Raw genomic sequence first — 24,967 nt, forward strand, 5'->3', positions numbered from 1 at the left:
CTGATCCAATGCCGAGAATATATTTAATTTACCCCTCGTTCAGTTGATAGAGCATCCCACTAGTTTGATTCCGGCCATTTTTCTTTGCCTGATACAATTGCAGGTCAGTTTGACGCAGAAGTGCAGTTGACATACCGATGCTTTGATTTTCTTTGCAGCAGACCCCAAGGCTAATGCTAACAAAGGGGTAAACTGTGGAACCAGAATGTTGAATTTTTTGCTCAAGAATTTGCAGCCTGATAGTTTCTGCCATATCCATTGCTCCGGCTAACTCGGTGTCGGGGAGCAGACAAACAAATTCTTCGCCACCATAGCGGGCCACCAAATCCGCAGGGCGTCGGAGAGCTTCCCGGATAACTTTTGCAATACTCCGCAAACAATCGTCCCCTGCCTGATGCCCATATAAATCATTATATTTTTTGAAAAAATCAACATCAATCATGATCATGCTAAGTGGAGTCTGGTTACGATTTGAGAGTTTCCACTCCAATTCTAACTGTTTATCAAAATAACGCCGGTTATGTACTTCGGTTAATCCATCTAAATAAACTAGTTGGCGTAATAAGTCGGATTGAGCTTTAAGCAATAAGTGTGTTTTCACTCTAGCCCGAACGGTGTTCCTGTTAATAGGTTTACTGATAAAATCTACGGCACCTTCGCTAAAGCAGCGAGTTTCGGTCTCTTCATCAATATGCGCAGTGACAAAGATAACAGGAATATCCTGAGTGTCTGGCGATGCCTTGAGTCTGGCACAAACCTCAAAACCATTCATACCGGGCATTTCAATATCCAGTAGAATCAAGTCTGGATGTTGACTAATACAGACGTCGAGTGCCTGTTTACCACTGGTGGCCATACACACATGATAATCGGAAGAGAATGCTTGATAGAGCATCTGAATATTTATCGGATGATCATCAACAATAAGGATCTTGGGCTTCCCCGTGCCGGGTAGATCCAAGGTCAAATCTTGCGAAAAAGAATGGATTATAGTCATATCTTCTTATCTCTCTGAGTAGGAAGATTAACCATCAAGGCTTGGCATAACTTGATAGCGTTGGCAAAATCTAGTTGGTTTACTGCATCATTTAGGGGAGATAATTGTCCATTAAGTTGCTTAGCAAAAGTCATCATCAATTTATTCATCAACTCTAACGCAGCCATATCTGAGTTTTGTAATAACAGCATCAAACGATTCAGTTCCAACTCGATAGGTTTTATATCAACTGCCTCTTCCACGACATTATTAGTGTTATCTTTCGATAGCATTGGGATTAGTGTCACTATCCCAGATTGTATAACGGAGACTTTATTTCGCATCTCGCTCAGTAATTGATTAATCGTATCTGCCGTAGGTATCGCGCCCTGGCTAAATAACTTCTCCCCCTGCCCCGCACTCAAAGAAAGACCCGTGGCCCCCAGCTGTGCGGCAAGCCCTTTGATGGTATGTAGCAGACGAGATGCCGACAGATGGTCACCTTCAGTCAATAATGTCTCCAACTGGGTAGGGAAATTAGCCAAATCCTCACTAAGCAGCGATAACATTTTTTGGTACAGCGTAATATCGCCACCTAATCGATTAAGGGCGGTATCAACGTCAATTCCTGCCGTTGCCGCGACATTTTTCAATTCAGCAGATAACAAAACAGGCGTTAGATGGCTAACCGTAGCGGCAACATCAGTTTGCCCACTGTATTTCCGTATGACGTGTATTAGATTATTCAAGTCAAAGGGTTTACCAATATGGTCATTCATTCCAGCAGCAAGGCAGGCATCACGATCAGAGGCCATCGCATTAGCTGTCATGGCTATAATCGGTAAGTTTTTTAACCCAAGACTTTTTCGAATATATTTCGTCGCATTGTAGCCATCCATGACCGGCATTTGTAAATCCATCAATATCAGATCAAATGAAGACGGATGATGTTCTAATATCTCAATTGCCTCTTTGCCATGATTGGCAATACTGACCTCTGCTCCCTCATCCTCAAGTAACTCACGGGCTATTTGCTGGTTATTCAAGTTATCTTCAACAATTAATAGCCTTATACCAGACAGTCGGTGTAAAGATTCGGTTATTGCCGGTTTCGCAACATCAGGTTGTTTGCGTTCGCTTAATGCATCAATCACTGAATCCAACAACATCGATGCGGTGATCGGCTTAACCAAATAACCATCCAGTAATGCCTGCTCTTCTTCGCTGCGCTGTAATAACATTTCGCGATCATGGGCGGTTATCATGACAATCATAGGGCCGTTATCTACTGGCATCAGTTCACGCACACATTTACTGGTCTGCCAACCATCTAACCCCGGCATTTGCCAGTCAATAAAGAGCGCCCCGTAGGTAATACCACTATCATGCTGCTGTCTCATCAATTGCAATGCATCATTGCCACTGGTTGCGACATCAACGGTCCATTTTAGTGATTCCCCCATCCGTTTGATCAGGTCACAGGCGGTCGGATTATCATCAACAACCAAGACTCGTAAATTATTCAATGCCTGTGCTCTGTTTACCAAAGTGTTTGGTGTTTCATTATTAATAACCAGATTGGTAGAAGAAGGTAGCGACAGCGTTATGGTGAAATGAAATAGGCTCCCTTTACCCGGTTCACTTTCTAAGGTGAGTGTCCCGCCCATCAGTGCAACAAAGCGCTGGCTTATCACTAGCCCTAAGCCCGTGCCACCAAACCGGCGCGTTGTCGAGGCTTCTGCTTGTGTAAAACCACTAAAAATACTTTCTTGATTTTCTGGTGCAATGCCAATTCCGGTATCGCGCACCCCAAAATGCAACGTAACGTGATGGCTATCCTGTGTGATAACTTTGATGAAAAGCACCACCTCACCAAATTCGGTGAACTTCAGCGCATTGCCCCCCAGATTGGTTAATATCTGCTGGAGTCGCATGCTATCGCCTTCAACAAACTGGGGTAGTGAAGGGTCAATATCAAATAAGACCTCAACCTTTTTAACCTTCAGATTGCTCGATAAGATAACCGCCAAATCACGCAACATCACATGAATATCAAACGGGATACATTCCAGTTCCATTTTACCGGATTCGATTTTGGAGAAGTCCAGGATATCGTTCAGCAAGCGCAGCAAGGTACGCGTGGCGGCTTCACTTTTAACCGCATAATCAGCTTGTTTCCTATCAAGACCCGTTCTACGCAGCAATGTCAGCATGCCAAGGATGGCATTCATCGGGGTCCGTAGCTCATGACTCATATTGGCCAAAAATGCAGATTTGGCCTTATTGGCTTCTTCAGCAGCTTCTCTGGCTGTTTTCAGGATATTCTCGGCCTCGCGTTGTTGAGTAATATCCCGATTAATCCCCATCATCAACATTGCTTTGCCACTTTCATCCCGTTCAACCGTTCCAGTTGATTGAATAAAGTGGACTTCATTTCTCACCACAATACGGAAAACCTGGCGATAGACACTTTCATTTTCTAACGCCGCTTTTATTGCACTTTTAACGTCGGGAATATCCTCTGGATACAAAAGGCTATACCAATACGTCAACGAGATATTGGCATTGTGTAACTCTTCAGGGATCCCATAGATATTATTCATCCGCTCATCGAAAGAAAGCGTGCCGTCTGGAATGTTCCAGGTCCAAATACCTAACTCAGCAACATCCGCCGCTCTGACTAATTGATTTCGAGCAATAATCAGATTGGCTTGCTGATTTTTATTGGCTGTAATATCAACTTGAATGGAAATATATCGCTCAATCTGGCCAGTACTATTGTTAAACGGAGCAATCGTGGTATCGACCCAATATAAAGAGCCATCTTTAGCTTTATTACAGATTTCTCCACGCCACGAGATCCCATTAGCAATGTCATGCCACATCGATTGCCAAAAATCAGTCGAATGTGTATGAGAATCAACTAAGCGGTAAGTCTGCCCTATAAGTTCTTCGCGACTGTAACCACTGATAGTACAAAATGCGTCATTAACATCCGTGATTATCCCATCCCGGTCTGCGGTAGAGATAATACCGTGTAAATTAAGGGTGCTGAGTAAGGCATTATTTTCACGTAAGGCCGCTTCAAGACGTTGATAAGTCGCTTTACGTTCACTGATATCCGACTCAATAGCCATAAAGCCGATAAGTTCACTCTTATCGTTATAACGCGGTTGAATCTCCAGCTCAATCCAATATTCTTGCCCCGATTTAGCGCGATTGACTATTTCACCTTTAAATGGCTCTCCGGCATCTAACGCAATTTTCATCTCACTTGCTACGCCTTGGTCTGTATTACTGCATTGCAGTAATTTCCCCGGCGACTTGCCGAAAGCCTCGGCTAGACTGTATCCGGTAATACGTTCAAAACCCTCGTTAACCCAGACAACTTTACGGTTTACATCGGTAATAACGACGGCGTTAGAGGTATTCTTGGCCACTAAAGCCAGACGTTCAAGATCTGCAGTCATATTCCGCGCCAGCATTTCTGCCCGATTACGCCCACTGATTTGCTGGCGAATAAGTAAAGCCAATGCCGAACTGAGCAAAAGGCCAAAAGCAAATAACAACCAAGGGACATAACGCTCTATTTGTGCTTCAAACACCGGGGTACTGCTGATTCGCAGTGTCATTTCTCGGCCTGGTAGTGGCAAGATGCTGGTACTGTAAAATATTCTGGCGGCTATTGCTCCATCATGACCCTCTTCATCGGGTATGAAATGTAGCGCGGCGATTTTTTTTGCACAGATTAACGACCATTTTTGCATAAGGTCGCCGCGCGATAATTGCCAATTCTGCATAATGTAAAATTGAACGCTAGAAGTTTCTAATGATTAATTCGCTTGCCTGCTTCTTGTTGTCCCCTAATGAGTATTTCAGGCTCACAGTGTCGATATGCAATCCCTTAAAGACTTCCCGCATCTCAGGGATATCATTGACTGAGATTATCATATTCCCCTGAATAGAACGCGCCAACTCAGCCATTTTGGCATATTGGTCAAGCCCGAACTCAACACCGTATCCACAGGTCTGCCAGTAAGGTGGATCTAAGTAAAACAATGAGTGTGGACGGTCATATTTTTCCACACAATCGGCCCAACTCATGTGCTCTATCATTGTGCGGGATAATCTCAGATGTGCCGCTGATAGCGTCTCCTCAAGGCGCAGCAGGTTCAATCCTGCTTGCCTAGTGGTTGAGGTGCCAAATGTCTGACCATCAACCCTACCGCCAAAGGCTGTCGTTTGCAGATAGTAAAACCGCGCCGCCCTCTGTATGTCAGTGAGTACCTCTGTCGGCGTGGCTTTTGTCCACTCAAATACCTGACGACTGGTTAACGCCCATTTAAACTGTCTTACAAACTCCTCTAAATGGTTCTTAACTACTCGATAAAGGTTAATTAATTCACCATTGACATCATTAATAACCTCTACTTTAGATGGCTCTTTGAGAAAATATAGAGCCGCACCACCACAGAACGGCTCGACATAGCATGCATGTGGAGGGAATAGCGGCAAAATATGTTTTGACAACCGGCGTTTACCACCAACCCAAGGAACTATAGGGGTACTCATAAATATATGCCTCGCCTAATGATCGTTTTAACTGATTATTAATTGGTATTCGATCGGTAAAATCGATCAAATCGAATTGGATACTAAAAAAGCCGCATAAGCAGCTTTTTTAGTACTGTTGGTAAATACTTATTCTGGTGATAGTGGCCACTCAATATCGGGCGCTTTCGATGTGTCTATACGCATAAGAAGAACGCGATATTTTTTCCATGCTTTCAGTTGTGCGATTTCTTCAGTTTTAGCCATTTCCAGATCAACGGCATCTTGCAGTATGCTGATTTTCTCTGATGCTATTTGCATGAGTGATGATTTTTTTGCGAATGCCATCGCAACAACTTCATCATGAGTCGGCTCCGGTTCTGGCGGCGCAGTGAAAGTGCCATCAGCATAAGACCAGCCGATGCCGCATCCAGACCCACCACCTACGCCACTACCTCCACCACCGCCAAGCGGGCCGGCAGGTATCGCTTCTCCCTCATTTGGCACCCACTCTGTTACACCATCCCACGTCACAATATTAATTACTAAGCCATTAAGCACTACAGCATACTTACTCATTAAAAATACTCCCACACAACACAGTAACCATCGGCACCATTTGAGCCTGCATAAGTAGTACCTGCCGCCCGATAATTACCCACACCGCCGCCGCCTTTCGTTGGTAGCGTTATCGTGTAGCCGGTACCGACATAATGACCACCACTGCCCAGCTTACTCGAACCGCCGATCCCGCCCGTGCCGTTCAATTTCAACTGAATCCCTAAGCTACCTTGATCGCCAGCGCTCGTTATTAAACCCGTACCTACAACGCCACCACCGCCGCCATTTGAGCATGCCGTGTCTACAGTTCCGACAGCCACCGCCCACCCCGCCGACAATCCGCCACGACCACCTTTTGCTGTAGCTAAAGAACCGAATGTAGTATCTCCGCCTGCCGAACCCGCAGCGGGCGAACTGTTTGCAGCAACAACCCCCATTGCACCGCCCGTGCCAATTGTTATTGTTGTTGCTACTGGATTTGTGATAATCAGGAGGCTATACCCGCCAGAACCACCACCACCACCCGCGCTCGCACCTGTTGCGTCAGCAAGATAACAACCGCCACCACCACCACCCGCTGCAACAATTTCGGCAATGGCTAACTTGCAACCTGCGGCTGGAGTGTATAGTGCAGAGGAATTGAAAATTTTCGGTGTGCCCATCAGCCGCCCAGCAAATCCAGATGAATCTACTGTTTGAACTTCACGGACTGTAAACGTTCTGGACCCAGCATACCCACCGGAACGGACATCGAATATTTTAAAGTTTGTGCTTGATACAGTGCTGGGCTTTATCGTTAATCCAATCTGTGTGCCAGTGGCATAATCAACTGTTATGCTGATATATAAACCCGTGGGGTAACTCACCCCGCTTGGGACATTTATCCAATCTGAAGAAGAGGCCAAATAATTTGCACCAGATGTGAATGCAAAATTCTGAAAATCAAAATTAGGGATGACAGTCATGCTCGGCAAGCCAATGCCAATATCAGAAAGGTCACTGACAATCTTTCCTGCGGCGTCACTGACAGCTTTCACGGCCTTGGGTGTCGCTGCGAGTGTTTCACTGGCGCTCGTTGTGGAACTGTTAAGCTGAACAATCCCTTTAGTAAGAAGACTCGCAGCGGGTGTTTTATCTGAAATTAATTTTTGAATTGCGAGAAGTAACTGATTATTTTGACTCTCATCTATGTCGATTCCGGCGGAAGTTAATACTGATATTAATTCCTGCTGAATATTTCGAGTGGCATCTTGACTATTATTCAGCCACAGGCCCGGAACAATCGTACCTTGCTCACCCGTAGCTGGATTGCCATCATGGAATGCATTGTCAGGGGTATTAATCGGCGGCATGATATTCTTCATTATCAGCTCTCCTGGTAAGTGAAATAACAAAAGGTATGGGCTGGTTTGAGATTATTAAATACGGTCTCAATCACCGAGTCTGAAAAGGAAGATAAGCGCTCACCCGCTGCCGATATGCCCGCTCTAAATCTGAATGTTTGGGTCTTTGAACCGAACACATTCACTCGCCATACCCAGATAATTTCTGGCACCATGAGTGTGTCACCTGCGCGATTAATGCCCGCCCTGAACGGCTCCAACTCATCAATGGTTATCTGATATCCGGCACTGGCGGCAATGCGTTTAAAATAGGGAATACTGAGCCCACCAGACTCGGACAACTTGATAAGCACAACTTGCAAACGCTGTTGATAGCTGGCTTCCGGCTCTGCCGTAATATCCAGAACGCGCTCCCAATCAGCAAGCAGGCTATTGGCATAGAATGGAGTGACGCCCCCCAATACGGCATTAGCCAAAAGAGAGGCGGCATCAAGGGCATTACCTTCAGCCTGAATTTCGGCATTGATTTTTGGCTGTTGCGAGTCATAGGCAACAGGGGGCAATAGCAGACCTAATAATGTTGAGAATTTCATAGCAAGGCCACAGTGATCGTGCCGACACGCAACCACTCAACCACAGTGCCGTCGACTTGCGGGATAACGTTATTGATAGGGGAAATTATTTGTCGGTCAGTAACGCCAGTAATAAGGGAAACCAACATTTCAGCCTGGCTGCGAATAAAGGACTCGCCGGGCATCAGGCGGTTTACATAGTTATTTAATGTCTCTTTAATTAATGTTTCCGCTACATCGAAAGTAATACCACTCAATGTGACGTTAACGTCGATATCAAATGTTTTAATCGTTGGTGCCATCACCAATGAACTCTTGGCCGTCACCGGACGAACGTCATCAATATGGGCTTGTGTTGCGGTAATAATAGCTTGAGATGGTAAACCATCGGCAGAGGTGATCACGATATCAACGGTACCTAAGCCACGGCGTAATGGATAAACAAACGCTGCCGTTACGCCAGTGACTTCCAGCGCCCAGCGCTTATAGTCATATTTATTACCGCCAGCAGGGGGGCGACGAATAATATCGAGCAACCGTGCCAGCAGGTCTTCCGGGCTTTCCTGGTCAGTACCGCCCCGCATAACACCAATGATAACGGTGCTATCCAACCCGTCAGGTGTTGACGACAACGTGCCAGACATTACCTGCGCCGTATTCCCTGCCGTTCCTGCAATAGATGCCTGCGCTGTCACGGTTAACTTGCCATCAAGCCCGATAGTCGCCTGCTGCGTGGTCACAAATGAGAGTGTGTCGCGCGTTATCGTTAATCCACTGGCCACGGTGGCATTAGGCTCACCGGTGAGATCAATGGTGCCGGTTGCGGTATTTGCGGGCTTGCGAACGATGCCACGGGTACGACAATGCAACTCCAGAAACTCAATATCAGCAGTGTCGGGGAATATCTGACGAACAATCCAGCCTTGATCCTGATATATTCCGCCCGCACAACTGGCCACAGTTGAGGCCCGAATATAATAATCACTGTTTTCAGAAATATCAGCATCGGCTAATAAGTTACGTATATCGCGTAAGATATTGGAACGGATAACCTCGACGGTGGGTGTAATATGCGGCATCAGGCAACCCTCACTGGATGGCTAAACGTTTCAGATTGATTAGATGCGGTTTCCACCACAATATGCAGCAGTAGCCATCCGGGACGTAATCGGGTGGACGTCACAGTAATCACGGTTGCACGACTATCATCAATCAGGCGTTGTAATGCCTGTTCAGCATATTGGCGAGCCAGGGTATAAACACGGGGGATATCTTTCTCGCGAGCCAGTTCATGCAAGCGTGAGCCCAGCGTGGTATCGGCCCACCATGAGCCCAGCGGCACCATGAGGCATAGGTAAACGGCATTGGCCAGCGTATTGATACGTTCGCCAGTGTAGTCGCGGGTTGAAGGGTCAATTAGCATGTCCATGCCGCCACTATGGCGGCACAGAGCAAGAAAATTCAGGTGAAGAGGTTCAGTGGGTTAGGCTTTGGCGGCCGAGGTATCACCGCTCATGCTGTCAATGTGATGATGTCCGGTCAGGGATATATTACCCGCTTGCACATCACCGTTCGTGGTGTAGTTGCCTCCGGTCTGCCCGATATTACCCTCAAACGTTGCCCCAGCGCCACCCTTGATGGCCATACCGCCATTGCCGGTAATTTTAGCCTGGGCGGTAACTTGTTCACTGGCATTCACCATTGGAGTATTGAAATCAGCCTGAGTATCCGCATTGACTTCGTAGTTCTTACACGTCACGCGGTAAGTATCGCATTCAACATCAATGATGCGTCCACGCTTGAGAACGATTTTAGCCCCCTCATCGGTATAGAGTGCCACTTCCCCGGATTTTAGCCCTTTTAGCCGATAGGAACCATGTTCAGTGGCAATCACAATACCATGCGAGGTTGCCCCGCCGAGGGGCAATATCACGGCCATCGTGCCGGGTAAGGGATTGGAGGTAAAACCGTAGTGCTGGAACAATTCATTATCTTGCAATTGTTCACCCGCCAGCGCTCTGGCCTGCACAGTTTGAACCTGTCCGCCACTGTTAACCCGTGTTAACACCGCCCTAAATGCCTTTCGAATACGGTTTAACGCCGCATTAATTCGCCCATCGACACTATTCCACATCGACTATCCCCAGTTCAGTATTCTTCTTACCCTTTCTTTTCCGGCCTTTTTTCTTTTTCGGGAAGGCGTCCGGTATCCAGATCCCATCCTCTTTTAACCGTAAGGTGGTGGTCTCGCCCTCGGGACGGCCACCGATGAATTCACGCCCCATCAGAAAGAAAATGGCGTCAATAGCATGGGGTTCACTGCGGACATGAATACGCTGGCCAGGCTCCCATAATATGCCATCAGAGTTACGATGACCGGCAACCACGGCGGTCAGGCTGTATCCTGCAAGGCGGGCATCTGCCATCGCCTTACGTCCGCGATAGCGCACCTGATCCAGATTATCTGCATCACCCACCACCATAATTTGCGGACGGTAATACGGCACTGAAGGGTCTTTTATCACCGTTTTTAGGCCATGAGTGCCTGTTTCTGCGGAACCCGCCCCCTGGCTTAAGTCGTCGTCCTGGTCATCGTCTGAAACATCACTGGTCGCACTTTGGATGCTGGCACCTTCGACATCCACAATACCTAGGTCGGCAGAGGATTTAGACCCCTGACCATGGCCCTGCGCCAAAACAGTGAGCTCGGAGAATGAGCCATTGATTGACGAATTATCATTGAGTGACAGCAGATTATTGCCTTCGCCATCAAATCGCATAATTAACGTGGCCACCGGGGGAGTAGTGTAATCCGGGCCACCAATGACTAAAGTGCCGTCGGGCTCAAACCATGGCCATAATCCACGGCCAGCAGCTGCACGGACTAACGCATCCCAGGCGCGTTCGCCGGGCTCGATGCTCACTTTATCGTTACGAATAGCACTCTCGGCATTAATCCGAATCTTAGTGATACCCAAGGGACGCACGATATTGGCGATCACTTCTTCCAGCCCCAACTGGCGGGAGGTGAAAATAGGTGCGGCGCAATCCACCAGGATGGCGGCACCATCGCGACCCGACAACGAGAGCGTGCATTGCTTGCGGGCGATGTTTCGCTGGATGCTGTCGATACGGCCCACCATGACGGTATCTGCTCCGACCTTCACCTGAACGGGGACGCCGCGAGTAATGCCTGGCGGAAATACGCCATCAGGTAGGCCCAACGAAACAGACCAGGCATCGGCGGGGATCAAGAAATCAGAATCAATCTGATAGCGACTCCACGCGCTATGGACTTTGCCATTAATCAAAATGCTAACGCGGTTGTCCTGCTCTTTCTCAGATGGCGTAGGCATAGAGCACATCCCCTGGCTGAAGGTTGTTCGGGTTACGCAACTGAGGGTTGAGACGCTGCAACTCAACGGCACGACGATAGTCACCGTACCAACGGTGAGCCACTAAATGCAGGTTGCTGACGCTATCAACCCGACGCTGTATCAGCGGTGGGCGGGTGGTTATCATGTTTGCGGCTAACTGCTGTACGGCCAGTGCAATATCTTTTAAACCCTCGACCACCGGTTGCCAGGCAATCCCCAGCGCAGTTGGGCTCGAACTGACTTCTTGTGTGGCATCCGCATACTGATCGCGGTGCTGGTCAATGGCCGCTTGAATAAACTGACGGGTATCATTAGCAATACGTTCAATCTCAGTCGGGGAAAGCAGACTGTTGATGTCTTCATTACTGAAGATATCAGCGGCGTCCTGCGCCAGTTCGCCAGCGACCACGATAGTGACCATGGCAATCAATTCAGCGATATCTGCGACTGATACACCTGCTGGCATGTCGACAGGCGCGGTCTTTTCCCCTGAGACTAGAGCGGTAGGTAAGTTGGCAATCTCAGTCAGTTGGCGATGAGACTCGCCCCAGTCAGACATTGTAGCGTTTGTCTGGCTGATGGCACTGGCAGCAGAAACACTGCTGCCACTTGAGGTGGCATTCTGCGAGGTCAGGCTGACCGCACTTTGCAGGTCACTCATAAACGCGCCAGGGTATTGCACAAAATCAGTTGTACTGCCGACAAATCCAGTTATCTCACCACGAAAAATGAGCAGCATATTGAGTGCCGCAGACGCCAGCGCCTTAGATTTTGACATCAGTTTTTTAGCATCACGCAGCGGGGCTAGCGCGTTATCCATCAGACTCTGCTCGGCATCCATGAGCGACTGCACCTGATTAAAAATGACATCAGCCTGGGCAGTGGGATAGTCCTGGCTGAAAAAGGGGTTACCGGTTTTTGACTCAAGAAATACCAGTTCAACGGTGCAATAATCCACATTCTCGGCATCGTGACCGACCTGGCACTCGATGACCTGCATATTCGGCATCGAGCCGTAAATAGGGTGGATAAGTTCACCTGCACCGCGCTTATCCAGCGCTGCAATAAAGGATTGCAACCGGCTATCGTAATCATCCCCCCAAAACAACGCAGATAAACGGATGTTACGGGCTTTGCGGCCCATGTCCTGAACATCCGCCCCATCAATGTAGGGGTACTCATGCTGCGCAATATCACGGCTCCAGCTATCGCGAGCATTGACCACATCAAATCTCACGCCACGAAATGAGGCGTCTAAGATGCTATCTGACCAACTCATTGAGGGCTCCCTGTTGGGCCGCGCACGGCTTGCGTACCGTTGTGGTCATTGACAATTTCGGCAAGCACACGGCCATCGACCTCTAATTTAGTGGTGAGCTGGATGGGCTGATTCTTTTGCCCCTGTTGGCCAGCAGACAGATAGGACGGTACGCCAAAGCCTGCGAGGTTATTGGCTTGCGCATTAAAGGGATTAACATCGGCAGTGGTAATGTTGGACGGAACTGAGATTGATGAGCCTTTTTTGCTGAATCTGTCCTTAACGACTGACCAGGCTAAATCAACAAAGGAATATCCCGAGGTGCCGGTTGATATGGAATCCACTTTCCCCGCCATATCTTTCTTGGCAAAATCTTCACGCAATGCATCTCGTACAGTAGAGATGGCGACAGAACCTGCGGTAATATAGAGCAAAGGCACGGCAATACTGTTACCCGCCATTTTCCCGAGCGTACCAGGTGCACTAATCCCACCGTTACCTGCTGGGCCAGTGCCACCACCACCCATAAGGAAGCGAAGACCGGCAAATGCCGCTGCCGCTGCGCCCATAGCCTTAATACCATCAGTTGCACCGACAACGGCTGTTGTGAGCCCAGGGTATTCTTTAGAATAATCGGTTAAGTTTTTGGATAATGTGCCGAGAATATCTGAAAGCGGCTTAATGGCATCCATCTCAGCAAAGTCTTTCGCATTATTAAACTGCTCTGCTTTAACATCATTGGCATTAGACATAACTGAGAAATTAATATCACCAGCTGATTCGCCTGCATTTAAATTCCGTTGCTCATTACTCTTGTTCACAACGTCTTTTGCATAATCTCTATTAGCTCGATAGCCAATTAGAGCCTTAAGCGCCTGCTGGTCGGCAATTACCTTACCAACAGATGAGCCTTCCAGAATTTTAGCCATTGACTCTAATATTTGAGCCCGCTCACCCCCTTTTGTATTACGGAGTTGATTCTGTAATTCCTGATACTTTTTATCACCCGAAACGACTTTATCGACAATACCTACAAAAGCATCAACAGAATTAATACCTTTTTCTTTCGCATGAGCGAGAGAGCCAGGGAGATCAATACCCTTACCGTTGTACTTTATTTTTGCCAACGCCATGGAGGTATCGCGGCTATTTAATTTAGCCAGCAGGTTTGCAGTGTTGTTACCAGCCTCATCGCTGTTACCCGCAGTAATAGCTGATGTCTGATTCAGGGCAAGCAGGGTTGAAAAATCATCTAATCCACGCATCCCAGCACTTGAAGCTGATGCAAGTTGTCCTGGCAAATACTTAGCCATATCAGCTAATTCAAAACTACCTTCTTGACCAGCAACAATTGCCATATTCAATGCTTTGCCAATATCCTCATCTTTAACATCAAAGGTCTGCTTTAAGCGAATAGCGATGTTTGCCAAGTCTTTTGGGTCAGCTCCTGTTGCAGTTGCATACTTCTGAATAACAGGTAATAGCGTTTTTACCGAATCCATACTAACTGCACCCGATGCCAGCATGGCGTCCAAAGTATCAGCAGCCGATTCTTTTGTACCACCACCGGTTGTTACTGCATTCCTGACCAGACCACCAAGCTCTTTTTTACCCTCTAGTCGACCTTCAACGCCTCTCTCTGCATAAGCTGTATTGGCCATCATGGATATACGGCGGTCATAACTCATCTGGTTACGAACCGGTTGAGCCAAAACCGCACTGGCGGCAGTAATACCACCCACCACGGCTGCTGCACCCGAGCCCAGCATTCTAGCCCGCTGTAAGCCTGTCATGCTGTGGTTAGCGCCATTCAGTTCATTCTTTAGCCGACTGACTTTATCGGTCATGGCACTGAATGCGCGAGCCTGCTCATTAGCAGACATCACACCACTGCGGGTTAAGCGAAGATAGGCGGCTTGAGTTTGTTGGATTTCGCGCTGAATATCCTGTTCAGAACGCACACCCAATGTGGATCTGGCAGATGCCTGGCGTTTCAATTCAGCTTGTAGACTACGGGAGGCTTTAATACCCTTTTCAGCACTCTTTGAGTCGGTATCACCCAACTTCTCAGAGGCTTTCGCTGCATCGGCGGTTTGTTTTACCGTATCTTGTAGGGTCTTTTTGAGTACTTTAGAGGCGTTATCGCGGGCGAATAACGTCAACGCCAGATTGAGTCCACGTGACATTTATCGTCCCCGCTTTTGTCGTTTGGATTTAACCCGCTGGGTAGTGGTTACCTTGTTATTCCCGGCTGACGTTTTCTTGCCATTCAGCCGGGCTAATGCGTCAAGATGACCATCTAACTCGGTGTGGGTCATTGCATTTATTTGTTGCTCACTGACTCCGTGTTTACCGAGGACGAGGGTAATAAGTCGGTATCCGGCAAGGAGCTGTTCGCGGGCAACCGCTTTTTTTTAATGGCGGCAATATGAGCATCAATAATATCGAAATCATCATCGGTTAATTCATTCAATAATAATTCCGTGGTGATATCTTCTTTTGGCATATTTCCCAGGCTAATTAATGCTGACGCTATAATTGCCACTTTATAATACAACTGTGCAGCCGGGCCTTCTGTCGTACCTTGAGAATCCTGAGTATCGGTTAATGCAGTAATAGTGTCTTTTACTACCGGCAACCGGATAGAGAACTCACGGTGAATAACCTCACCAACTGCAACCCCGAAAACTAAAAGCCCTTGTTCCGTCATTATTCAATTACCTCACGCAGAGCATTCATTGTGATATCAATCATGGCTTCATTATCCACCGTGTATTTAGCGCCGGTTTCTGTCGTGAAGCAGTCCAGATAACTGGTGCGTTTACCACCGCTACCATTGAGCGGGTATTGCGTGACTTTGGCATTCTCAATAGCAGCCCAGTCAATGTTGCCATCTAACGGAACGACAGCAGAAAGGCTGAGTTTGTATTCCGCAATGCCCCGACTAAAGCCTTTGGCTCGTCCGGTCTTGTTCATGGTTTTAACTAACTTACGGCCCGTGGTGATATCGACATTCAAAGACGTGACTTCAATTTCCCGCCCGTCGATTTCCAACACAATCGAGCCCACATATTCATCTGCTGCCATGGTGATGGCTCCTTACAGTAAGAGGTCAATGCGGCCAGCAAAGACATGCAGGCCATTAACGATATCGACAGGAATTGCAGCGTTGAGTCGGTTGTCGTCCTGAGAATCTCGTTCAACAATCAGACCAGATTTGTTCGCGCTGACCTCTTCGACTATCTCCAACTCTTCCAGTTTTAGCAGCACGTCCAGCAATTCACTGCGTACCTTTGGCCCCGTTCTGGCGCTCAGCTTGTCGCGAGGGAAGCGCAAGTCGATACGCTCCCGGCAGGCTTTACGCACATAATCCAGGGTACGAATGGTGGTGATATCCAGCAAGGACACATCCGGCGTTCCTGCAAGGTTTTCGGTATAGGTGCTGATAGCACGGACGATCTGCACGGTATTGCCAGGGCCGACTTCAAACGGAGTTAACCCATTATGCAACGCGTTTTCCTGTTCATTACGCCCTGGGCGGTCAGCAAGTGCGGTCACGTCCAGGCTGCTCATCACCAGCGTATTGAGTGGCCGTGCCGGGTCTTCTTCACTCGCAATCACCGCCGCGTAAGCCGCTGCGATTTGTCCTGGCAATTTAACTGACCCGTTATGCCAGCCCAGCGTGACACGGCCACCATTGATATCCCCGCTCAGCGTGGTGCCAGTAGATAAGGACTTAGCCCAGCCTGCAACACCGAGGGCTCCGCGCTGCTCTAGTGGCCCACCGACTTCATCCAGGTGGTTACGCAACGCCGTTAATGCTTCTGGTGTTGAGTACGGACAAACAAGGATGTTATGGCCCGCCGCAAAGACAGCCGCTAATGCGGGTGCAATATCAGGGTCTAGTTCACCCCCAGCCATGGCAGTGATAGCGGTGGTGACACCCGTTGCCGTGGATTGGGCGCGTAACTTGATATCGTTACCCAGCGCACCTTTATGGCGGCAAGTAAGTGTGATAACGCCTGCGGCAGACGCAGCGGTCACAGGTAAGCTGGTCTGACTGGCCATCGCGGCAATCAGATTGCTGGCAATCTCATCAGGGGTGTCTGTTGCGGCCACGGCAACATCAATGCGAATATTGCCAACCAACAGACTGACCACGCCGCTGGTCGCCGCTGTACCCGTCAGGGTTAAGGTGCCTTTAGCTGCCTGACCTGCTGTGGCATCCGATACACCGATAATCTGCAATTGCAGATAGCGATTACTGGTAATGGCATCGATGGCCATCAAATGGGCTTGCGAGCCGTAACCGAACAATTCAGCGGCCTGCGCATCCGAAAACACACTGGTGGCCACAAGCGGTAACGCGCTACCCGTTGACAACATCTGGCCGATAATCAAGACCAGTTGCTGATTGCTGGGTAACGAGCGAACCGCCAGCCGGGTGTTGAATTCAAAGTATTTACCCGGTTTGCGGATGCTCGACGGAATGTTATCAAATGCGATATTAGGACTGGCCACGGGATGCCTCCGCTTTGGTTTTGGCTTTCGGTTCAACTGCATCGACAACGGTCTCTGTCACCGGCGCATCTTCAGTCGCAGGGGGAGACTTACTCTCCGCCACGATAATCAGGTCACTGGCGGCGATTTGACGCAGGTAATAGGCGGTGTTGGGGACATCTACAGTGTCGCCCACAATATATTTTCGGGCATTGTGCTGATAGGGAACACGAACCCCTTCAGCCGCTTTAACTTTCAGTATGGTCATGATGAATAATGTCCTCAGCATCCGGCGAGAGTGGGGTCTGCGGGATGTCATAACTAAGACGGGTGGTAAGCCAGTCAGCATCCGGCTCACTTTGACTGCCCAGATAGCCGTTAAAGATACTGTCAATGGAATCAGCAGGCGGATTAACAACAGGGAATAAGCCATTCTCCAGCGCCTCTTCAATCCAGTAAGTGTCGAACTCGCAGGCGAAAACAGACAACGCCGCATTATCCACTTTGGTGTTAAACAAGGTGCGAACGCGCCCCGGCACCAAATGCGCAATCCTGAGCCCCAAATCCTGACCGGATAACAAACGGCGCACGGCCTCGACCATTTTATAGGTGCCAACCTCTTCCAATCCGGGGCCACCCTGGCGCGTTGCTTCCTCGCTGCGCACGTTACGCTCCCCAACAATCACCACAAAGCGCCCATAGGTTTTGTATTTACGCTTGGTGATACTGGTGTTTTCAGTCTTCTGGATACCGCCGAACGTCACCCAAGCAGCAGGTAAACGGCGGTTAACTTCAGCGGGTTCTGCGTCCATTTCCCCCCCGTATGAATGAACACCCTGAACCATGCGACCCATGCCCTGGCGTAACCGTTCACAAATGGCCTTTTCCGTGAGTGCAATAATCAAAATGCGCCCCCATTAGTCGAGTCACGGCCAAAGTTACGGCCCGCAGAAGAGAAGCGAATACGTGGGCTGGACTCGACCACTTCCCCGTTAGGCAATTTACCCAGGGTAATTTGCCCGGCAGCGACACGCTCCAGGTAACGGATAGCATCTTCATAACGCTCACGGATTTCGTCAGTGCTTTGGGTTCCGGCACCGCACAAGAGATAGCGGGTGATATCACAGCAACGGCCCACAAGAATGCCAGGCGTATCTGGCCAAGGCGTTGGATAGCGACCCGCCAGATAACCGTCAATTTCAGCGCTAGCTTGCGTCAGCTTGACGTCAATCACATGGTCATCAATCTGACCTGTAAAATTACGGTCAGTGAGGGCGACACACTCTTTCTCACCGAATGCATCCACCATATTTTGACGAGTCGCATACATGGTGCTTTACCTTATTTAGTCGTTTTGGCAGGTTTAGTGCCTTCGGGCTCTTTGGACTCCGTATCGGGAGCTGGAGTCAGGCTGGCAATCTGCGCGTTGAGAGCGTCGATTTCCTGTAACTGGTCGGCAACGGTGGCGTTAGCACGCTCATTGTCTGACTTCAACGCATCAGCATCTTTCGAAAGCTGTTGCAGGCTGCTTTCCAGTTCCAAATTACGGGTCTGTAGCGTTATCATGCTGTCCTTTAACTCTATAATCTGGCCTAATGCCTGCTTTAACGCCTCGCTTTGGTCTGTATTTTCTGCCTGACCATCAGGCACATGCGACACAACAAGCATGGGCTCAGCCTTGAGCTCAGCGAGAACCGAGGGACTAAAATGACCATCAGCGTAAGTCTGGGTTTTATCGCTGTGGGCCATGCCACAACGGCGGAAACCATCCCGTTTGGCGGTAATTTGAATCGGCATTATGCAGCCTCCCCAGTTGAGCCATACGCCATCTGCCAGAAGCCGTAACCACCCGCCGCACGCGCTTCAGCACCGAACAGAAACTTCTTGCGCATGAAAACGCTATCGCTGTCGTAGTCCGTTTGCTCAACGAATACTGGTTTTTTACGCTCTTGATAGATAAGCGGTTTGACCGGGCGAGTTGTGTCCAGAAGAAACCACGCGGTATCTGAGACTAGCTCTGGAACCACTAATACCTCTGCCGTTCCTTTATAGGTGTTTGGCGTGTTATCAGGGAACCTGTCCGCTGTCATCAGGTAGTTAGCGGCATCCTCCAACGCAGGGGGAACGACCAGGATGGTTGGACGAATTTTGAGTGAAGAACCTTCCTCATCTTTGAAACCGCGCATCGCGGTACGGGCGGCACCGTAGCTGGCTTTGGCGGCGGCAAGGGTATCCACTGACAACCGCTTAGTGCCTTTATTTGAAACGGATACCCCTCGCACAGGGTGGTCTGTATCAAAGAAGGGCTGACCGTCATAACAAAGGTTGTCGAATCCTTTACTCAGCAACTCAAACACGATATCAGAAGGCAACTCTGCGGCGGACTGACCGGCGGCAGAGGCTTGCTGGGCATAGCCCAACAGTTGATCGTCTTCAATATGATTACGGTCAACTTCAACGGTGGCTTCAAAATCATCATTGACGACGCTGTAGTTAAAGGCTTCAAGGGCTTTAACGACCTTGTCACCAATCCACTTGCGCATTTTGGGGAAGCGACTCAACCAGCTATAGTCGTTTTGTCCGCTGGTTGACGGTACCAGCATGGCCACTTTTTGCCAGTCGCTTGGGGTCTGATCAAAGGCATTCTGAAAGGTGGCTTTCAGATTGACGAAGATCTGTTTAACGTTCTTAAAGTTTACAAGCACGGTATTACTCCTTAAATCAGAACCCAAACACCGTCAGAATCAACGATGATCACTTTACCTGCGACAGGACGCTCATCAGTTGCACCATTGCTTTTTGCAACCGTCTGACTGTCCGCAACGTAACAATCTTTACCTACATCAGCCTGCGTTACGGCATCACCCGCAAAGTTAGCGAAACACCAGGCTTTCCCACGGCGGACGAGTGCGTCAACATCGCCGTTAGCACCCGCGCGGTTATCGACATAACCATCGGAAACGCCCAGCGTAGTCTGTGCCGCCACTGCCGATGCCATCACCGCAAAACCACCGGCATTGCCACCAATGATGTGACCACCAAAGATTTCAGTTGCCTGGGCGACAGGAACGGGGGACAGCTCACCATCACGCCAGGGCGTATTGCGGTCTCTCATTTCTTTTCTCCTTTAATGAATTCAGCAATTTGCTTAGGGTCTGTACCGAGAAGCGAACAGATAGCCGTATCAACTTCACCGTCATCTTCCTCATGGGCTGCTGGCGGTGAACCGGCTGGCGGTTTGCCTCTGGTCTGAGTTTGGGTGAGCGCGGCAATTTTTGGCGCTTTATCCAAAAAGCTCTTCAAGCTGTCTGGATTAGCCTTGGCTAATGACTCGGCCCAACCTTTCTGTGCCGGGAGTAAGCGCCCGTCAGACAATGCGGCGGTAATGAGGCCATCACATTGCTGACTGGCCAATGCGGCAATATTCGCTTGAGCCTGAGTGACCGCTTCACTGACGGCCTGGTGCATAACATCGACAGAAACCCATTTAACCGGGTCTGGCGTGTCGAGCTGTGCGGTCAGTGCGGCAATTTGCGTGTCGTGTTGGTCGAGCATTTGGAGTAAGTTCACCGATGCCGCTGCTGTCCCTTCATTATTTGAAAGGCGGTTAATCAGCTTCATCAGTTCGGCACTGACTTCTTCCTGCGTAGCAGATAGCGGCAGATTGAGCATCCAGCGCAATTGTTCGAGTAGTTCGTCCATTCCGGCGTTACCCTCAGAGGTTGAGTTGATGGCCAGGACAGATGCGGCAGCTAACATCACCTCATCCATATCATCCAGAGCCGGTGTGTTAGTCAGTGCTGCATGGAGTATGTGCACCACATGACCGGATTTGTTGTAGCTAAAAACAGGGGAAATAAAGCGGTATTCACCCGCAAGGATCATCGCGGCTGCGGCGTCAGTCCATTGCACATTGACCGCAAACAGACCTTTTTTGTCTCGCCATTCGAGCTCTTTAAACCAACCCGAGGCAGGCGCAGGCTGGCCGTTCTCGACGAGACGTAATGTCTGGTGTTCGTAGTCAATGACGTAAGGTGTTGACCTGGCGTTAGCCGCATCAATGAGCCGCTGTGCAATCTCAGCATTCATCAGCCAGTGATCGCAGTCTTTAGGGCGACCATCTACCGCCCGGAATTCACCAGCGGGAAAGAGCTGGATGGTTCCGAGGGTCGCTTTTTTGATTTCGATTGCCAGAGCGGCGAATAATGTTTTCATGCCACCGAGAATACGGGGCCGTTAAAAGGGTATTCAGTGGAAGGGGTTCAGTGGATTACATCGAGGGATAACGCGCGGATCATCTTGCCACTTCACTCAACACATTAGCAATGGCGTTAACCCATTTTTAAACACGATTTAAAAACTCGGTGGTGCGATTAAGACGGGTAAAGTCCGGCGAGAGTGTCAGTAAACGATTAAAACGCCCTGCGTCGATTACAGGACGTTTACGGTTACGAATCAATAACACGGCGAAAGTAGTCTAAACCGGTGTTTTCCATGGCTTCCACATCCTGCTCGGTCAGGTGCAGAAAAGGACGCGCGGGCATCTTGATGGTATAGGCACCCACCGCCGCTGTTTGCACAAAATTGGACTTTGACTTTTTGACGAACCGGTTGCCGACTTCACCATTTTTATGCTGCCTGAAGTGCATATCCTGCTTACGGGCCTTACGTTTGATTTCCCCGCCGAACTGGTGAATAGCCGCATAAGCCACATTGCTGCCGACGCTGGCGCTGTCATTATCGCTTTCCGAGACGATGCTCGCCGCCAGTCGTCCCGACAACTGTAGAATCTGACCACCGGCGCGTTTCTTCGCATACGCTGGACTCCATCCCATCCAGTCGGGCCGCCCCTGATTTTTAAAGTTCTCTTCAACCGCATCACTCATCGCTGCCGCGAGTTCACGCATCAATGGCCCCCGGTGCTCAAGCTTGCTGATAAGCTCACCCAGGGAACGCTCAAAATCAGTCACATTGAACTTGATACCGATACTGCCACCCATCAGAGACTCCCCGACAGCACTGTGAGGTTAGCCAGCTCATTGCGTTGAACCTCAGACAGCACCGCGCCTTTGTGCATCAACTTGACCGCCAGACCGGTATTACCGGCGCTGAACGGAACAGTCACGCCATAGTCACTTTTTCCCTGGCGAACGATGTAGACCAGTTGCTCATCATCGAGCAATGTCGCCACCGGACGTTGCAATAGTTCCGGCAACTCCGCCCATAACGGCCCAGGCGCATCCAGTACCGCATTATCAAACGCCGTTAAAGTCACAGAGCCAGGCGCTTGCCCGCGCATCTCCAGTTTGGTGAGTGTCTCGGGTTCAATAGCGCCAAGATGACGCAATGAGCCTTTGGGTTTTGGCTGGAGTGACACCTGATTTACCCAGCGTTTAACATCGGCTTTAACGGCATTTAACAGCGTGTTATCGCTCAGGGTTTCTTTGACGGCGAGGGATGCCAGGCGCGGAGACGCCACCGCAGATTTATCCATTAACCGTTGCCCCAGAGCGGACAAATTACCCTGGCCCGGATTGTGACCAAAGCCCGCATCAGGGGTATACAGTTCGCCATTGATACGAAAAGCCTGAACTGAGCGCGTATCATTTGGCCCCCATGCCTGTTGCACGGTCTCAATTCTGTCCTGGCTGGATTGCACGGTGATGCTATAGCGGTTGATATCCGCCTGAGAACGCGCCCGAACGCGGCAGCGGCAACGGTAACCATCCGGCGGATACATAAACTGCCAGACCGGATCATCATAACGGGCGGTAAAGCCATTTAACGCGGCATGTTTAGGGCGAGTTAGCCTGTCCATCACCGCGATCCGCTCCCAGTAGGGACGAAACTCGGCGTTGGCGAGCTGCTCTTCATAGCGGCCCGCGTTATAGGCTGACTGCATATTGGTCTGGAAGATGGTTTTCAGGCGGCGCGGGGTGAGCTGCTTACCTTCAAGAACACCATCCGCATCGGCCACCAGTCCTTTCCCCATCCAGCCTTTTTGCTCCAGCACCGGGATCAGTTGCTTTTTGAACTGCTCAAAGGTGGTGCCGTTACGCAGGCTGTCATTCAGGCTATGGCGAACATCTTCCAACACATCTTGCTTCAATATCCCTGCCACGGTGAACGCCGTGGCATGGGCGCGGGCTTCAACGTCATGCCAATTAAAACCGATGGTGTAGCCCTTCGACTCAAAATAGCGAATAGCCTCTTCTGGTTTAAGCGTCATCGCCTGGGCCAGATTGACATCAGCTTTCGGCATTGAGATGCCCCCAGATATCAGCGACAAATATGGCCTGGGCCAGCAGCTGCTGGAGCTGATTATCATCCAGCGCCGGATAACTGGCCGCGATGATATTGATAGCTTCGTCAGGCGATTGCCCCTGACTTAGCGCAGCAACCAGCGGCGTTATGAGTTTCTCCATAGCCTGATTGATGGCTTCAGGCACTGTTTGTGCCTCATCAAGAACCACCTGCGCGGGGTCATCACTCTCCGGGTTCGCGGTCAATGCCACAAAAGATTTAAACTGTTGTGGGTTGGATGCCAAAGACAAACTGGCTGACATCGGCGTGGGTTCTGGCGCGGTCAACACATCTTCGCCTTGTTGCGGCACAGGGATACCGAGCTTCTTATGTATCCACGAGGTCGGAATGGTCTTTACCCCGGCGCTCACCAGGTTAGATACCCCCTCAGAGAAGACTTTAATATCCTCAATATCACGGACATCAAAGACCAGCTTAGGCTGGCGACGGGTGCTAACTTCTTTGCCATTGAGCGCCAATAACATCCGAATAAAGCCCCGGAAGAATCCCTCAAGTTGGCGGGCATCAGAGACCAGAATGTCATGGCGCACATCGTTATGGACATTGCCCAGGGCATTGGTTGAGGATTTGCCATCGGCCTGGCTGGTTAGTGTTGCACCCAGGATAACTTTAGACTCTGTGCGTTCCGCCCAATCAATCATGGCTTGGAACGGGTCAGACTGACCAACGGCCGCAGACTCAAACTCAATCGAACTGCCATCAGGAATGATACCCGCCGCATCATGGCCCAGCGTTACCAGCGCATGAAGCAAAGAATCTTTTTCTTGTTCAGTGGCTCCTGGCATGTATTTACCAACACGCAACGGCAGTCCGTAAATTTCCAGAAATTCCGCCATATCACGTAAGGCATAGTTCTTAAACAGATAAGGCCAGACCAGCACGCGGTATAAACCGGACTGCGCAATAAATCCGGGCTTAGCGTTATGCGTATGTACCAGCCAGCCGAACGGCCAGAGTTCAGCGCCATTAAAGGTACCGTCATTGAGGCGTATTTCGTCGTTGGTCTCCGGGGTGGTACTGAACCAGCGATGGGGGCGCAACACCATCTTGGTGGGCAACCAGACATTTCCCTCCAGTTCCCAGGTCTCAATTTCCTGCGCGGCAAAACCATGACCGATAGCATCGGCGGCATTGAGAATGATATCTTCCATATCGGGGATGGATTTCAGCCAGGAAGAAACCACCACCGCCAGTTCTTTTTCGGCAGCAGTCGCATTTTCCGGTGGCTCAATGCTCCAGTCCAGCGTCAACAAGGCATTCTTGCGCTTGGCCATCTCCGAGAAAATATGCCCGTCACGCTCCAGCATATCCTCAAACAAGTCCGCCTGCGCGGACAGGTCGCCCCGTTCTGCGGCCTCAAGGATATGGGGCAATTTGCGAATGCTCAGCCCTTTGGACGGGTGCATTGGCCACTGGCGGTTAAGCTGTGCGACGCGTGAAGTCTGGGATTCTTTCAGGACTTCACGTTTAAGCGGACGACCATACTGGTCAACGATTTGTCCCAT

25 protein-coding genes are annotated in these 24,967 nt (G+C 49.7%); all 25 read right to left on the bottom strand.

The annotated features are described in order from the left end of the window. Positions 1 to 28 precede the first annotated feature (28 nt). The 25 genes from V2A85_RS01520 to V2A85_RS01640 all read right to left on the bottom strand — a co-directional run bounded on the left by V2A85_RS01520 (position 29) and on the right by V2A85_RS01640 (position 24,967). Positions 29 to 997, bottom strand: a complete 969-nt coding sequence (locus tag V2A85_RS01520) for a diguanylate cyclase (RefSeq protein ID WP_372558533.1) — start codon at positions 995 to 997, stop codon at positions 29 to 31. Next, on the bottom strand, positions 994 to 4,743 hold the full coding sequence (locus tag V2A85_RS01525) for a response regulator (RefSeq protein ID WP_420070774.1): 3,750 nt from the start codon (positions 4,741 to 4,743) through the stop codon (positions 994 to 996). Before V2A85_RS01525 ends, V2A85_RS01520 begins: the two co-directional genes overlap by 4 nt. A 49-nt stretch (positions 4,744 to 4,792) precedes the next feature. Further along, complete coding sequence (locus V2A85_RS01530) at positions 4,793 to 5,548, bottom strand: DNA adenine methylase (RefSeq protein WP_420070775.1); 756 nt, start codon at positions 5,546 to 5,548, stop codon at positions 4,793 to 4,795. Positions 5,549 to 5,677: 129 nt separating this feature from the next. After that, complete coding sequence (locus tag V2A85_RS01535; RefSeq protein WP_420070776.1) at positions 5,678 to 6,106, bottom strand: tail fiber assembly protein; 429 nt, start codon at positions 6,104 to 6,106, stop codon at positions 5,678 to 5,680. Beyond that, complete coding sequence (locus V2A85_RS01540; RefSeq protein WP_420070777.1) at positions 6,106 to 7,452, bottom strand: phage tail protein; 1,347 nt, start codon at positions 7,450 to 7,452, stop codon at positions 6,106 to 6,108. Before V2A85_RS01540 ends, V2A85_RS01535 begins: the two co-directional genes overlap by 1 nt. Before the next feature lie 2 nt (positions 7,453 to 7,454). Next, positions 7,455 to 8,024 (bottom strand): YmfQ family protein, encoded by a 570-nt coding sequence (locus tag V2A85_RS01545; protein ID WP_420070778.1) that lies wholly within the window; start codon positions 8,022 to 8,024, stop codon positions 7,455 to 7,457. Continuing rightward, entirely contained in the window at positions 8,021 to 9,082 is a 1,062-nt protein-coding gene (locus V2A85_RS01550) for a baseplate J/gp47 family protein (protein ID WP_420070779.1), read from the bottom strand. Before V2A85_RS01550 ends, V2A85_RS01545 begins: the two co-directional genes overlap by 4 nt. Further along, positions 9,082 to 9,432 (bottom strand): phage GP46 family protein, encoded by a 351-nt coding sequence (locus V2A85_RS01555; protein ID WP_420070780.1) that lies wholly within the window; start codon positions 9,430 to 9,432, stop codon positions 9,082 to 9,084. The genes V2A85_RS01550 and V2A85_RS01555 overlap by 1 nt, the downstream gene beginning before the upstream one ends. Before the next feature lie 54 nt (positions 9,433 to 9,486). Continuing rightward, positions 9,487 to 10,137, bottom strand: a complete 651-nt coding sequence (locus tag V2A85_RS01560; protein WP_420070781.1) for a phage baseplate assembly protein V — start codon at positions 10,135 to 10,137, stop codon at positions 9,487 to 9,489. Beyond that, entirely contained in the window at positions 10,127 to 11,359 is a 1,233-nt protein-coding gene (locus tag V2A85_RS01565; RefSeq protein WP_420070782.1) for a phage baseplate assembly protein, read from the bottom strand. The genes V2A85_RS01560 and V2A85_RS01565 overlap by 11 nt, the downstream gene beginning before the upstream one ends. Next, positions 11,343 to 12,659 carry a DNA circularization protein gene (locus V2A85_RS01570; protein ID WP_420070783.1) on the bottom strand — a complete coding sequence of 439 codons (1,317 nt, stop codon included), beginning with the start codon at positions 12,657 to 12,659 and terminating at the stop codon, positions 11,343 to 11,345. Before V2A85_RS01570 ends, V2A85_RS01565 begins: the two co-directional genes overlap by 17 nt. Then, positions 12,656 to 14,824: a phage tail tape measure protein gene (locus V2A85_RS01575; RefSeq protein WP_420070784.1), complete on the bottom strand. Its 2,169-nt coding sequence runs from the start codon at positions 14,822 to 14,824 to the stop codon at positions 12,656 to 12,658. The genes V2A85_RS01570 and V2A85_RS01575 overlap by 4 nt, the downstream gene beginning before the upstream one ends. A 137-nt stretch (positions 14,825 to 14,961) precedes the next feature. Beyond that, the gene (locus V2A85_RS01580) at positions 14,962 to 15,348 is read right to left on the bottom strand and encodes a hypothetical protein (protein WP_420070785.1); all 387 of its coding nucleotides are present in this window, start codon (positions 15,346 to 15,348) and stop codon (positions 14,962 to 14,964) included. Next, positions 15,348 to 15,725, bottom strand: coding sequence for a hypothetical protein (locus tag V2A85_RS01585; protein WP_032898430.1), 378 nt, complete (start codon positions 15,723 to 15,725; stop codon positions 15,348 to 15,350). The genes V2A85_RS01580 and V2A85_RS01585 overlap by 1 nt, the downstream gene beginning before the upstream one ends. Before the next feature lie 12 nt (positions 15,726 to 15,737). Next, positions 15,738 to 17,159, bottom strand: coding sequence for a phage tail sheath C-terminal domain-containing protein (locus V2A85_RS01590; RefSeq protein WP_420070786.1), 1,422 nt, complete (start codon positions 17,157 to 17,159; stop codon positions 15,738 to 15,740). Further along, complete coding sequence (locus V2A85_RS01595) at positions 17,146 to 17,406, bottom strand: DUF2635 domain-containing protein (protein ID WP_420070787.1); 261 nt, start codon at positions 17,404 to 17,406, stop codon at positions 17,146 to 17,148. Before V2A85_RS01595 ends, V2A85_RS01590 begins: the two co-directional genes overlap by 14 nt. Then, on the bottom strand, positions 17,387 to 18,043 hold the full coding sequence (locus V2A85_RS01600; protein WP_420070788.1) for a DUF1834 family protein: 657 nt from the start codon (positions 18,041 to 18,043) through the stop codon (positions 17,387 to 17,389). Before V2A85_RS01600 ends, V2A85_RS01595 begins: the two co-directional genes overlap by 20 nt. Beyond that, positions 18,040 to 18,468 carry a gp436 family protein gene (locus V2A85_RS01605; protein ID WP_420070789.1) on the bottom strand — a complete coding sequence of 143 codons (429 nt, stop codon included), beginning with the start codon at positions 18,466 to 18,468 and terminating at the stop codon, positions 18,040 to 18,042. The genes V2A85_RS01600 and V2A85_RS01605 overlap by 4 nt, the downstream gene beginning before the upstream one ends. Before the next feature lie 11 nt (positions 18,469 to 18,479). Further along, positions 18,480 to 18,935 carry an HI1506-related protein gene (locus V2A85_RS01610; protein ID WP_420070790.1) on the bottom strand — a complete coding sequence of 152 codons (456 nt, stop codon included), beginning with the start codon at positions 18,933 to 18,935 and terminating at the stop codon, positions 18,480 to 18,482. Then, on the bottom strand, positions 18,935 to 19,843 hold the full coding sequence (locus V2A85_RS01615) for a Mu-like prophage major head subunit gpT family protein (protein ID WP_263816201.1): 909 nt from the start codon (positions 19,841 to 19,843) through the stop codon (positions 18,935 to 18,937). Before V2A85_RS01615 ends, V2A85_RS01610 begins: the two co-directional genes overlap by 1 nt. Positions 19,844 to 19,854: 11 nt before the next feature. After that, complete coding sequence (locus V2A85_RS01620) at positions 19,855 to 20,253, bottom strand: hypothetical protein (protein WP_420070791.1); 399 nt, start codon at positions 20,251 to 20,253, stop codon at positions 19,855 to 19,857. Next, entirely contained in the window at positions 20,250 to 21,353 is a 1,104-nt protein-coding gene (locus V2A85_RS01625) for a phage protease (protein ID WP_420070792.1), read from the bottom strand. Before V2A85_RS01625 ends, V2A85_RS01620 begins: the two co-directional genes overlap by 4 nt. Before the next feature lie 233 nt (positions 21,354 to 21,586). Continuing rightward, complete coding sequence (locus tag V2A85_RS01630) at positions 21,587 to 22,138, bottom strand: phage virion morphogenesis protein (RefSeq protein WP_263699397.1); 552 nt, start codon at positions 22,136 to 22,138, stop codon at positions 21,587 to 21,589. Next, positions 22,138 to 23,400: a phage minor head protein gene (locus tag V2A85_RS01635; RefSeq protein WP_420070793.1), complete on the bottom strand. Its 1,263-nt coding sequence runs from the start codon at positions 23,398 to 23,400 to the stop codon at positions 22,138 to 22,140. The genes V2A85_RS01630 and V2A85_RS01635 overlap by 1 nt, the downstream gene beginning before the upstream one ends. Then, positions 23,387 to 24,967: a DUF935 domain-containing protein gene (locus tag V2A85_RS01640; protein WP_420070794.1), complete on the bottom strand. Its 1,581-nt coding sequence runs from the start codon at positions 24,965 to 24,967 to the stop codon at positions 23,387 to 23,389. The genes V2A85_RS01635 and V2A85_RS01640 overlap by 14 nt, the downstream gene beginning before the upstream one ends.

The sequence above is a fragment of the Yersinia sp. 1252 StPb PI genome (assembly GCF_048593885.1).
Classification (GTDB): Bacteria; Pseudomonadota; Gammaproteobacteria; order Enterobacterales; family Enterobacteriaceae; genus Yersinia; species Yersinia enterocolitica_E.